The organism is Micromonospora ureilytica (assembly GCF_015751765.1).
Classification (GTDB): Bacteria; Actinomycetota; Actinomycetes; order Mycobacteriales; family Micromonosporaceae; genus Micromonospora; species Micromonospora ureilytica.
In genome coordinates, this window is the sequence record NZ_JADOTX010000001.1 from 1,307,539 (window position 1) to 1,319,760 (window position 12,222).

The 12,222-nt window shown below is 70.0% G+C and carries 11 protein-coding genes; 6 read left to right on the forward strand and 5 right to left on the reverse strand.

Features of this window, described 5'->3' with window-relative positions; all coding sequences use genetic code 11:
- Window positions 1-9: 9 nt before the first annotated feature.
- Window positions 10-1,197 carry an amidohydrolase family protein gene (locus tag IW248_RS05710; protein ID WP_231396194.1) on the reverse strand — a complete coding sequence of 396 codons (1,188 nt, stop codon included), beginning with the start codon at window positions 1,195-1,197 and terminating at the stop codon, window positions 10-12.
- Window positions 1,198-1,508: 311 nt separating this feature from the next.
- Between IW248_RS05710 and IW248_RS05715 the strand changes: the two genes are divergently transcribed.
- The 4 genes from IW248_RS05715 (at window position 1,509) to IW248_RS05730 (ending at window position 5,397) form a co-directional block, all read left to right on the forward strand.
- Entirely contained in the window at window positions 1,509-1,928 is a 420-nt protein-coding gene (locus IW248_RS05715; RefSeq protein WP_196925988.1) for a VOC family protein, read from the forward strand.
- A gap of 43 nt (window positions 1,929-1,971) precedes the next feature.
- Window positions 1,972-2,856, forward strand: a complete 885-nt coding sequence (locus tag IW248_RS05720) for a DUF1963 domain-containing protein (protein WP_196925989.1) — start codon at window positions 1,972-1,974, stop codon at window positions 2,854-2,856.
- Between the two features lie 111 nt (window positions 2,857-2,967).
- On the forward strand, window positions 2,968-3,921 hold the full coding sequence (locus IW248_RS05725; protein ID WP_231396195.1) for a cyclase family protein: 954 nt from the start codon (window positions 2,968-2,970) through the stop codon (window positions 3,919-3,921).
- A gap of 120 nt (window positions 3,922-4,041) precedes the next feature.
- The gene (locus IW248_RS05730; RefSeq protein ID WP_196925990.1) at window positions 4,042-5,397 is read left to right on the forward strand and encodes a glycoside hydrolase family 6 protein; all 1,356 of its coding nucleotides are present in this window, start codon (window positions 4,042-4,044) and stop codon (window positions 5,395-5,397) included.
- Window positions 5,398-5,461: 64 nt separating this feature from the next.
- Here IW248_RS05730 and IW248_RS05735 read toward each other — a convergent pair whose 3' ends face one another.
- Window positions 5,462-5,989 (reverse strand): hypothetical protein, encoded by a 528-nt coding sequence (locus tag IW248_RS05735; RefSeq protein WP_196925991.1) that lies wholly within the window; start codon window positions 5,987-5,989, stop codon window positions 5,462-5,464.
- Window positions 5,986-7,005, reverse strand: coding sequence for a hypothetical protein (locus IW248_RS05740; RefSeq protein ID WP_196925992.1), 1,020 nt, complete (start codon window positions 7,003-7,005; stop codon window positions 5,986-5,988). The genes IW248_RS05735 and IW248_RS05740 overlap by 4 nt, the downstream gene beginning before the upstream one ends.
- Before the next feature lie 196 nt (window positions 7,006-7,201).
- Between IW248_RS05740 and IW248_RS05745 the strand changes: the two genes are divergently transcribed.
- The gene (locus tag IW248_RS05745) at window positions 7,202-9,676 is read left to right on the forward strand and encodes a M14 family metallopeptidase (RefSeq protein WP_196925993.1); all 2,475 of its coding nucleotides are present in this window, start codon (window positions 7,202-7,204) and stop codon (window positions 9,674-9,676) included.
- Between the two features lie 75 nt (window positions 9,677-9,751).
- Here IW248_RS05745 and IW248_RS05750 read toward each other — a convergent pair whose 3' ends face one another.
- Window positions 9,752-10,219 (reverse strand): cupin domain-containing protein, encoded by a 468-nt coding sequence (locus IW248_RS05750; protein ID WP_196925994.1) that lies wholly within the window; start codon window positions 10,217-10,219, stop codon window positions 9,752-9,754.
- 110 nt (window positions 10,220-10,329) lie between these two features.
- Here IW248_RS05750 and IW248_RS05755 point away from each other — a divergent pair, with 110 nt between their 5' ends.
- Entirely contained in the window at window positions 10,330-10,806 is a 477-nt protein-coding gene (locus tag IW248_RS05755; RefSeq protein ID WP_231396196.1) for an RrF2 family transcriptional regulator, read from the forward strand.
- Between the two features lie 17 nt (window positions 10,807-10,823).
- Here the strand turns inward: IW248_RS05755 and IW248_RS05760 are convergent, their stop codons facing one another.
- Window positions 10,824-11,897: a LacI family DNA-binding transcriptional regulator gene (locus IW248_RS05760; RefSeq protein ID WP_196925995.1), complete on the reverse strand. Its 1,074-nt coding sequence runs from the start codon at window positions 11,895-11,897 to the stop codon at window positions 10,824-10,826.
- Window positions 11,898-12,222 lie beyond the last annotated feature (325 nt).

Consider the following 12,222-nt stretch of genomic DNA (forward strand, 5'->3'; position numbering starts at 1 on the left):
GCGACACACCTAGGTCACCAGGTCGCCGGCGCGATACACGGCGAGCGGGCGGCGCAGCGCCGTGATGTCGCTCGTCGGGTCGCCGTCCACGATCAGCAGGTCGGCCTCGAACCCGGGGCGCACGCGGCCCTTGCGTCGCCCCAGGCCACACACCTCGGCGCCGACCGAGGTGGCCGAGGCGAGGGCGGCGGTGGCGGGGATGCCGCAGGCCACGTACTCGACGAGCGTCTCAGGCAGGATCCCGTGCGGCTTCGCGGGGCCGAGGCCCGCGTCCGAACCGGCCACCAGGCGGACCCCGGCCCGCCGCAGGGTGGCGGCGCCGTCCCGCAGCGCGGCCTCACTGAGCCCGGCCCGCGCCGCCATCTCCACCACCTCCGGTGGCGTGACCACTGCCGGGTCGGTGCCGAGCGTGGCGCAGACCGCCACCCCGGACGCGGCCAGGCGGTCCGCGAGCTCGCCCGGGACGCTTGCGCCGGCGGCTGTCACGCAGGTGCAGTGCTCGATGCCGTCCACACCGACGCGCAGCGCCTGCTCGACCGCGCTGAGCGCGTGCGCGTGCGCGGTCACCGGCAGACCCAGATCGTGAGCCTCGGTCAGGGCGGCGGTCAGCTCCTCGTCGGTGAACTGCGGCCTCGTGGTGTCGGTGCCGGGGGTGAACACCCCGCCGCTCGCCATGACCTTCACCAGATCGGCGCCGCCCGCCGCCCGCAGGCGTACGGCCTCGCGGACCCCGTCGATGCCGCTCGCCTCGCCCCCCAACGACCAGCAGTGCCCGCCGACGCTGGTGAGCGGTGCACCCGCCCCCAGCACCGTTGGCAGGTCGCTGCGCACCTCTCGACCCCGCCACCGGAGCACCGCGCCGCGCCGGTCGCCCAGGTCCCGGACCGTCGTGACCCCGGCCGCCAGGTGCAGGCGCAGTGAAGCCTCGACGACCGCGTCGAGGTCCGACTCGGGACGCTCGGCGAGCCGGCCGAGCGCGTCGGGACCGGCGTCGGCGCACAGGTGCACGTGCGCGTCGATCAAGCCGGGCAGCAGAGTGCCGTTCGGCTCCTCGCGCACCAGCCAGCCCTCCGGCGCCTCGGCCCTACCCCGGTGCACGTCGACGATGCGTCCGTCGTCGAGCAGGACCAGCACCCCGCCGTCCACGAGCCGCTCGCCGTCGAACATCCGGGCCACCCGGACAGCATGCTTCGTCATCGTCATCGTCACCCCAACCCGCCCCGCTCGGTCACCGTCGCCACCGCCGACGCGCCGCGACATCCTCGTCAGCTGGCGGCACCGGTCAGGACCTGACCATCGCACCGCCACTGGCGCACAGCCTCCCTCGCCGGAGCGAGATCTCTTCCCCCTGCCGGGTTAGCGGCCTGCCCGTGCGTCCCTGCGGGTTCGGGCGTCCGAAGGGCGAGTCGGGACATCACCCGCCGCGGTGGCGTTTTCGTCGACGTCTGCGGGGGATACCGACGCCGCCCGAATGTCCGCGCTACTCGGCTGACGACAGGAGGACGGTCATGGCGTTGGCCAACCCGGCACCCGACTACTTCGAGCCCGAGGACGGCATGTTCCTCGCGACATTGCTGATCGTTCGCGATCTGGAGCGGTCCCGGGAGTACTACGAGCGGGTGTTCGGGGCGACCTGCGTCCACGAGAGCAGCCCGCTGATCATGAGGTTCTTCAACAGCTACATCATCATCAACGTCGAGGGCGGCCCGACCGACGACAAGCCGACGGTGCAGGCCAAGGCGCCGGCCGACTCCAACACCCTCAGCTGCGCGATGAACGTGCGGGTCCGCGACATTCGGAAACTCTACGAGGAGTGGAAGTCCCGGGGCGCGGACTTCCTCACCGAGCCGAAGGACCACGGAACGGAGATCCGCTGCTACCTGCGCGACCCGGACGGATACCTGGTCGAGATCGGACAGGGTCTCTGACGGTACGGCCGTGATGCCCGCCTTCCTGGCATGATGCCGGGCCATGGATTATCAGGGGAAGTTTGGTCGTGCCGCGCTCGGCTTGGGCATCCCGGACGACGAGATCAGCAGGTTCACCGAGCACCTGCGTCTGTCGATCCGGTTGAGCGGCGGTGCCGGCGGCGCTCCGGTCGGGCAGTTCGGTGGGTTGCCCCGACTGCCGGTGGGCACGGACTGGCCGACCGCCGAGGCCAGAGCGTTGCCGTTCATCTTCTCCGTCGACTGTGCGGCGCTGCCGCGAGTCGACGGCTTCGGCCTGCCGGCGGACGGCTCCCTACTCTTCTTCCTGAACCACGAGGAGGACCATCTGGCCGCTGGCAACGGGGAACGCGGGTACGCCCGAGTCGTGTACGTACCGGCCGACGTCGATACCCAGGTGGCGGAGAAGCCCGCCAATTCCGAGCACGTCGGCGAGCAGTACGACGTCTGCGCCACGCTCGGCGCGGGGCTGCCTCCGTGGATCGTGACAGACGACGACGAGGATGAGGACGAGGACGACCTGTCGCCCTTCCAACAGCAGTTGGCCCGTGACCTGCAGCGTGACCTGCCGCATCTGGATGAGCTCTGCGCGCTGGCCTACGACCTCTGGCCGCCCGACGACGGGCTCGCCAGCGCCGATATCGGCGGGTATGCCGACGACGAGGTGATCAGGAGTATCGCGGAGCAGACCCTCGCCGGCCGCGAGAAGGCCGGCGAGATTGTCATCCCGGTGGCGCAGTGGTATTCCCAGCTGGAGCGGGAGCAGCACCGGCTCACGAGCGAGTGGGTGTCGCTCGCCCGTTTCTCCCTGACCGACGAGTACTACTACGGCACTTTCGTGATCCGCCACGACGACCTGGCCGCCGGTCGGCTGGACACGGCGCTCTCGGTGACCGAGTTCAGTGAGTAGAACACCGGCGGCAGCGCATCCGCGCTGCCTGCGGTCGTCCGTCGATCAAGCGGCGGGATACCCTGACCTGCGGTGCCTCGAAACCGCGTGACCAGAGGAGTCGATGCTGACATGACGGCAGGGCGAGCGATGCCGACCCAGGACGACGTGCTCGGGTACTTCGACACGCTGTCGAACTGGGGGCGGTGGGGCGACGACGACGAACTCGGGACCCTGAACCACATCACCGACGACGTGCGACTGGCGGCAGCGCAGGCTGTGCGTCACGGCAGGAGCGTGTCCTGCGCCTGGGAGGTTGCCGCACCGGGAGACATGGAGCGGACGACGACGGCCTGCCCCTGCACCGCCGACATGCCGGGTGCCGAGAACATGCCGCCGGCCTTCCACGCCGACCGGCGCTGGGGCTTCTCGTCCGAGCGGCTCGGCATCTCGTACCACGGCAACACCATCACCCACCTCGACTCGCCGTGCCACATCTTCTGGGACGGCAAGATGTACAACGGGCGCTCCCACTCGTTGGTCGATCCCGCGACGGGCTCGGCGTGGGCGGCCGTAACGGCTGCCGCGAGCGGGATCGTCACGCGTGGTGTCCTGCTGGACGTTGCGGGGGCCCGCGAGGTGCCGTGGTTGGAGCCTGGCCAGGGTGTGGTCCCCGACGACCTCGAGGAGGCCGAGCGTCGCCAGGGTGTGCGGGTGCGACCCGGTGACGCGGTACTCCTGCGGACCGGCTACGGCCGCTTCCGGCACGAGAACGGTGCGGCCAGCGGTTTCACGCAGGCCGGCTGGCACGCGTCCTGCCTGCCGTGGCTGCAGGAGCGGGGGGTGGCGCTGATCGGGGCCGACTCTCCCCAGGACGTTCAGCCGTCGGGGTACGACGACGTGTTGATGCCGGTGCACGCCGTGAGCCTCGTCGCGATGGGTCTGTGGATGCTCGACAACTGCGACCTGGAGGCGTGCGCCACGACGGCCACCGAGCTCGGCCAGTGGGACTTTCACCTGGCAGTAGCGCCGGTCCGCTTCGCCGGCACGTCCGGCAGCCCGGTCAACCCGATCGCCACTTTCTGACCGTCAGCCCTCCCGTCATGGTGCGGGCCGCGGTCCGACCCCGTTACGGCGTAGTCTCAACAGATCGAAACTCATAGATCATTGGCAGGACTCTCGGCCATGGTACTGAGGGGGCTACCAATGACCGTGCCACGTCGGGGACGCGTACCCGCCCGGGTTCGTCCGTTCCTCTCCGCCGCCGTGTCCGTCCTCGTCGTGGGGGTGCTCGCCGCCGCCGGTCCGGCCAACGCGACCGATCCGCCGCACCGGCTGGCCAACCCCTACGTCGGAGCCCAGGTCTACGTCAATCCCGAGTGGGTCGACCGTGCCGTCGTGGAGCCCGGTGGCGACGCGGTCGCCGGCGAGCCGACCGCGGTCTGGCTGGACCGGATCGCCAGGATCGAGGGAGCCGACGGGACGATGGGCCTGCGTGCGCACCTGGACGCAGCCGTGGAACAGCGCGCCGACCTCGTCCAGTTGACCCTGTACAACCTGCCGGCCCGCGACTGCGGCCGGCGGGCCCCGCAGGGTGAGCTGTCGATCGGGGACCTGGCCCGGTACCGGGCGGAGTTCATCGATCCTATTGTCGAGATCCTCGCTGCACCTCAGTACGCTGACCTGCGGATCGTCGCCTTCGTCGAGCCGAACTCGCTGCCCGACCTCGTCGTCAACACCGGCAACCGGTACGCGGCCACCCCGGCCTGTGACGAGGCGCTGGCGCGCGGCACCTATCAGCACGGGATCGGGTACGCCCTGGCCCGGCTCGGCGCCCTGTCCAACGTCTACTCGTACCTCGACATCAGTCACCACGCCGAAGTCGGCTGGCCGGAGGACTCCGGTCCGCTGACTGCGCTGCTGTCGCAGGCCGCGACCACCGCCGGTAGCACTGTGGCCGACGTCCATGGCTTCGTGGCCAACACCGCGAACTACTCGGTGCTGCACGAGGAGTACTTCCGCGTCGACGATGTCATCAACGGCCAACCGGTGTACCAGTCGAAGTGGGTCGACTGGAACCCGTTCATCGACGAGGTGCCCTACGCGCGACACCTGCGAGGGCTGTTGACGCAGGCGGGCTTCTCGCCGGACGCGGGTGTCGTCGTCGACACCTCGCGCAACGGCTGGGGTGGTCCGAACCGACCCGCCGGCCCGGCGTCCTCGGGCAATCTGAACAGTTACGTCGACGGCAGCCGGATCGACAGGCGAGCAGCGATCGGGAACTGGTGCAACCAGAGGGGCGCGGGCCTCGGGCAGCGTCCAGTCGCCGAGCCGGAACTAGGCATCGATGCCTACGTCTGGGTCAAGCCGCCCGGCGAGTCCGATGGCACCAGTGGCAGCCCGAATGCCGGCCAGCCGTACGAGCCGATGTGCGATCCGTACTACCTGCCGCCTCGCGGTTCCACGTACGACACCGGCGCGATGCCGGGTGCCCCGCCGCTGGGGGAGTGGTTCCCGGCGCACTTCCGTCAGTTGCTGGCCAACGCCTGGCCGCCCCTGTGACAGTGGTTCCACACCGACGCCGGCACGGCCCCGGCGAGCATGGCGACAAGTAACCTGCGGATTCTCATGGCTTCTCCAGTCTCCGAATGATGGTTGCGCGCCGGCGGTAGTCGGCGGCCACGGCTATGACGAGCGGGCCCCACGCGAGCATGGGGGCGTAGTAGCGGAACACCTCCCAACCGGGAGTCGGGTGCACCGGTTCGTCGTCGCCGATGCCTACCCATCCGCTCTGCACGAGGTGGAACCTGTGGTTCAGGAGGAAGTAGACACAGATGGCGACGAGCGACCAGCCGCCGATCAGCGCGACGCGCACGACCGGACGCGCCGGGATGGGACGGCCCCCGAGGCGGGGCACCCAGTGTGGAAGTCGTTGTCCCCACCGGTGCACCAGCCCGAGTGTCAACAGGGCCAGCGCCATCGACACGGCGGAGAGGAAGATCATGTACCAGCGCGTGGTGGTGTCGTCGGTGAACACCAACGACAGTCGCCACAGTGCGGACGGCAGGACGCAGAGCGGGACGGCGTAGGCGGCCCAGATCGCCCAGGGCGGCGGGGCGGTGGTCGAGACGCGGGTCGAGTCGGTGGGGCTCATGGACGCCCCGATCCTGCGAGGTCGGTCATCGAGGTGTCGGCCGAGGTGGCGAGGGCGTAGCCGGTGGTGGTGACGGCCAACGACACTCCCCAACCGAGGAACACCAGCAGCGTCGCGGTGACGGCCCATCCGTCCCACACGTCGGACCAGCGCGTGTCACCCGCGAGCAGGTGGCCGACGAGCACCGCGACGCTCAGCACGCCGTAGGTGACAAGCGTCAGCGCCACCACGCCGGCTGGGATCACCGCCAGCCGCCTTGGCACCTGTCGACCGCGTAGACCCGGCACCCAGAGCGGAAACTCCTGCCCCCACCGCTGCACCAGCCCGAGAACGAGCAGGCCGGCGAGCGGCGGGACGAGCGTGATCGCCAACCCCGTCGCCGTGGAGAGGTTCTGCTCGATGTCGTTCAGTTCCCGCGCGGAGATGCCGACCGGAACGCCGAGCACCCACAGCCCATGGGGCACGGCCCAGCCGACCACGGGCAGCGTGACCGCGACGTACGCCCAGCGGCGCGTCCACCGCGGCACCGGCCGGTAGCCGACGGCGGCCGGTCCGCGCCGCGGGCCGGACGCGTTCGCGAGCCCGGCGAACAGGGCGCCACCGACCACCAACGCGAGCCGGGCTCCGAGGTCACGCCAGTCCGAGGGCCGTCCCGCCAACGCCGCCGGGACCTCGAAGACCAGGTGCAGCGGGAACGCGACCACCAGGAGCAGCGCGGCGGCGGCCCAGCTGCCGGCGGTCGCCCAGCGGCCGGGTAACCGGACCGTGCACACGAGCACCACCACGAGGGCGACGCCGACCCCCACCGCTCCCCACCCCGACCAGAACGGCAACGCCACGACCTGGTCCGCGCCGCACCCGCCCGCCGGATCGACCAGATCGGTGCGGTCGCAGGCGGTGTACCCCCACCGGCCGCCCGCGATCCAGTAGAGCCGCTGAGCCACCGCAGCGACGACGAACACGGCACACGCCAGCGCCCACGCTCTGGCGCGGGTCGGTACTTCAACGACATCCATGGACCTACGATTGCCGGCTGCGGCTCAGCTCTCCTCCCCGACAGAAGGGGAGGTGCTCCCTCTGCCGGGGGACCGGCGGCCCAGGGCTCAAGGAATGCTCAAATTCGATCGACGTGAAGCACTGAATCCGCGAACGCGCATACGCTCACCGGACCGGTCCGCCGGCAATCACCCGTCGTAGGCAGAAGGAGGGGGAATGCGGCGATCACAACGGCGCATCGCGCTGCTCGCGCTGTCCACCCTGGTGGGCAGCATCCTCGTGACGACCGGCCCTGCGGGCGCGGATCCCACGGGGCCGCCAGCCGCCGCCAGCCAATCCCAGCCCGAGGATCGTGAGTCGGTACGCCTCGTACACCTCAGGCTGACCGGCGCCGACATGCTGGACCGGGTGGCCGCGGCCGGCTTCGACCTCGAACACGGCCTCCGGCGCGTGCCGAACGGCATCGAGGGCGAGGCGGTGGTGACCGCCGAGCAGGTCACCGAACTCAGGGCGATGGGCGTCGAGGTGCTCGACGACGACGCCGGCTTCGCCTGGAGCGACGAGGCCGACGGCGGCATCGGCGCGGCCAGCGCGCGGGCGGCCCAGCCGGCGAACCACGAGGCGACGGTACGCGTCGTGCGCGCCGACTGGTTCACCACAAAGGGGCAGGGCTTCCTCTACGTCGAGGCGCGGACCACCGAGGGGCAGCAGGCGGACCCGATCGTCGGGATGCAGTTGGAGAACGACTCGGGCAGGGGCACGCCGTTCGGCTTCGCCCGGACGATGAGCCGGTTCGTCGACTCCGGGCAGTACATGTTCCACCGGAACCTGTTCAAGCTCGACGTACGCCCGAACAAGATCAGGCTGACGAGTTCCACAGGTGGCGTCGCGACAGGTGTCGTCTCCAACTGGTTGGAGGACGCCCCGCCGCCGCTGACGGCGAACCCGTCCTACAAGTCGGACTTCGTGGACGGCTACCGGCACCCGCAGCAGCTCTACAGCCGCGCCAAGGAGATCGCCCGCCAGTACCCGGACATCGCCGAGATCGTCTACCTGCCGAACCAGACGAACGGGTACCAACGCAAGGCGCAGGCCCAGATCGGCGGCACGGGGCAGGCGGCGGTCGTCGTCACCTCGACGGCATGGGGTCACGAGGGCGGCAACGACATCACTGTGGACTTTGTGGGCCGCACCGACCCGGACCTTCCGTTGGAGGTGGAGGTCAGTGGCAAGGCGGTCCGTGTCCTGCTCGGCACCGATGCCTCCGGCGCGCCGGCGAGTACGGCTGCCGAGGTGGCCGAGGCGTTGCGGACCCGCTCCGCGGGGCTCATCGAGAGGTCGCACCCGTACCGCACCAATGCGGGCACCGGGGTCGTCGCGCCGACGGCTGGGCCTGTCGCGCTGACCGACTTCCTCGACCAGAAGCGTGTCGGGGCGCCGGCGGGGGAGGTGCCGCGAGGCCCGGTGACGATCCCGGTCCTGCGGATCGGCAAGCACCGTGACGGGAAGAAACCCGGTGTCCTCATCCAGGCGCAGGACCACGCCCGGGAGTGGGTGCCGGCGACGACGAGTCTGGAGTCCGCCGAACGTCTGGTGCACAACTACCGGTCCGATCGGGAGACGAAGAAGATCGTCGAGAACACCGACGTCTTCTTCATCCTGTCGAACAATCCCGACGGGGCGAACTACAGCTTCTACAACTTCGCCTCCCAGCGCCGGAACCTGACCAACCACTGCCCGGACGCGAACGCCGATCCGGGTCGACGCAACTCCTGGGGCGTGGACCTGAACCGGAACTACCGGGTCGGGTCGGGGCACGACGGCTACGCGGGAGCGTCGACCAGTTGCGTCAGCGACACCTACCAGGGGCCGGAGGAGCTGTCCGAGCCCGAGTCGAAGAACATCATCTGGCTGGTCGAGAAGTACAAGAACATCAAGTTCATGATGTCGGTGCACTCCAACGGTGGTCAGCTCTTCTGGCAGCCGGGCGCCTACATCGCGGACGGCCGGATCACCACGCCGCGTCCGCCGCTGGGTGACGAGGCGTTCTACTGGCAGTCCGCGGCCCGGATCCTGTCGCAGGTCAAGGCGCACCGGGAAACCGTCGTCACGCCGGAGAACGTCGGCGGCTCGTCCGACGTCCTCTACTCCTCGGCGGGCAACGTACGCGAGGACCTCTACCACACCTACGGGATCTACGCGTTCGGCTGGGAGGTCGGCGGCTCCGTCTACAACCCGGCCACTGGCGACTGGCAGGGCGGTTCGTTCCAGCCGGAGTGGGACGGAAACCCCGAGCTCGTCAGTGGTCACGCGGAGACGATGGAGTACGCCAACGGGATCATGGAGATGTTCCGGGTCGCGGCGGACTGGGGCAGGGACAACAAGAACCCGACGTCCCAGTTGGTCCCCGGAGCGGGGCGCTACTCCGGGCCCGTCGACGTGCGCTTCGAGACCAGCGAGCCGGCGACCATCTACTACACGACCGACGGTAGCCGGCCCACCCTCGAGTCGCCCCGCTACGCGGCGACCGAGTTCCGCGAGCCGGGGCAGGTGTTCCACGTGACCGAGACGACGACGTTCAACTGGTTCTCGGTCGACAGCGCCGGCAACATCGAGAAGAACTACGATCCGACGAAGAGCGACAGGCGCAACAACTACCGCAGCGCGACGATCAGGATCGCCAAGAGGTAGCGCCACAGTCGTTGCCCCGTCGGTGTGGACCACCCGCGCCGACGGGGCAACTTCTGCACGAACAGGTCGGGCCGGTCAGCCGCGTCGGCCAGCCCACAACGGGCTGTCAACGTAGTGGTTGTCATAGCGGTCCTGGGTCTCGCCGACTTCCTGCCAGGTGGCTTCGCCCTGGTGCACCTTGTCGAGCAGTCGGTAGTAGTCGAACCGGGGCTTGCCGGGGGTGATCACGACGAGGAAGTCGGCGTTCCGGCCGTCGGCGGGGGCGAAGGCGTGCGGGGTGTTCTCCGGGACGAAGACCACGTCTCCCTTGTGGAGGGTGTGCAGTTCGTCGCCGACGAGCATCTCGAGGGCGCCGTCGAGCACGAAGAACAGCTCACCGGAGTGGGTGTGCAGGTGTGGCGGCGCACCGTCGGTGCCGTGCTTGAGCAGGGTGCGGTTGCTGGTCAGGGCGCCGCCGGTGTGCTCGGGGTCGAGGAGCAGCGTGATCACGCTGGCCGGGTCGCTGTCGAGAACCTCTGCCTGGGCTGCGCGTACCAAAGTCATTGTCGGCTCCTTGATCGTGCGTCGATATCTAGACACTAGATGTCCAGGATCCGTCGGCGCTAGCGATCGTGTCCGATGTCCCAGATTCTGGACAGGTAGAGTCCAGGACCATGCGGATGAGCCAGGGCGTCGAATGGGCCCTCCACACGTGCCTCAACCTGAGCTGGCTGGATGCCCCGGTGCCGACCAGCACCCTCGCCGCGTTCTACGAGCTGCCGCCGGCGTACCTGAACAAGCAGCTCCAGACCCTGGTTCGGGCCGGAATCCTGACGTCGACCTCGGGGCCGCGCGGCGGCTTCCGACTGGCCCGGGCCCCGGCGGCGATCTCTCTCCTGGACATCGTGGCCGCGATCGAGGGCCCGGAGGAACTGTTCCAGTGCGACCAGATCCTCAGCAGGGGGCCGGGCGAGCACGCGGGCGTCGACTATCGACAGTCCTGCGCGTTCGCCCACGCCATGCGGGGCGCCGACCTGGCCTGGCGGCGGGAGCTGGCCGGCAAGACCGTCGCCGACGTCCGGGCCGACGTCGAGCGCGGTCACCCCGATGCGCCAGCCAACACCCGGGCCAGGATCGTGGAACTGCGCTAAGGCGTGTTTCAGAAGGTTCAGCGACGGCTCGCTCGGCGGCCACGTTCCGGGATCGGCAGGGGCAGTGGTGGCGCCGTCGAGGCGCGGACGACGAGCTCGACCGGTTGGTCGGCCGCCGGTGGAAGCTCGACGCCCGGCTTCTCGATGACCTGTACCAGCAGCGCGAGGCCCTGCCGCGCGACCTCGTCGAACGGCTGCCGCACGGTGGTGAGCGGGGGAGTGACGTAGGCGGCGACCGGGATGTCGTCGAACCCGACGACGCTGATGTCCTCGGGCACCCGGCGTCCGGCCTCGAGCTGCGCGCGGATGAGACCGATCGCCATGTCGTCGTTCGCGGCGAACACCGCGGTCACGGTGCCGTCGCCGGCCAGTTCCCGGCCCGCCGCGTAGCCGGACGCGGCCGACCAGTCGCCCTCGACGACCGGCGGCTCGTCCGCGCCGTGGGCTCGCAGCGCCTCGCGCCAGCCGGCGAGACGGTCCCGTGCCGAATACCACCGCTGCGGGCCGGCCAGGTGATGGACGGTCGCGTGCCCCAGCTCCAGCAGGTGCTCGGTCGCGGCCCGCGCGAGCCGGCCCGCGCCGACCCTGGCGGTCACCACCTGCGGCGCGGCGAAGGTGGGCGGCGCGCCGAGGACCAGGACCGGCACGTCGACGCTGATGAGGCCGACGCCCTCGTCGATCGGCTCGGAGATGACGACGGCGTCCACGCCCTGGTCCAGCAGCGACGCCAGGGCGCTCGCGATGCCGCCCGGGTCACCCTCGATCGTGGTGGCCACCCGCAGCGTGTAGCCCACCTTTTGGACCGCCCGCTCGATGCCCATGAGCCACGACGCCGGCCCGTACAAGGCGCTGCCGAGCGTCACCACGCCGATCGACCGGGTCCGCCCGGAGGCCAGCGCCCGGGCCGCCTGGTTGCGCCGGTAGCCGAGCTCCGCGGCGGCGTCCAGGACCCGCCGGCGCACGTCGGCCGAGACATACGGCTCGTCGTTGAGGACCCTGGACACCGTCTTCTGGGAGACGCCGGCCAGCCGCGCGACGTCCACGCTGCGCGGCGTCGGAGGGCTTCCACCCGGCCTCGCCAGTCGCGTCACGGCACCTCCCATCGCCGGCCATAGTCTTGTATGATTGCGCAGTCATGTCTACGCAATCAGGCACGCGCCATCAAGAGCCGTAACCCGCCCGTGACGCTGGTGAAGCACGTCCCTTAGCAGCACCCTAACTCCATTTTGGAACCGGACAAGTCAGGTCGGGCCGCCCGCCGACTTCACCGAGGACCACAGTGCTGTCCACGCCTTCAGCGTGTCACGCTGCCGGGCGCCGCGCGGAGGCGAATCGGTTCGCTACTCGATCGGTGCCGCGTCGGTGGGCCGGGGACACGAATGCCTGAGCGTGATTTCCTAGCACTCCGGAACTGTC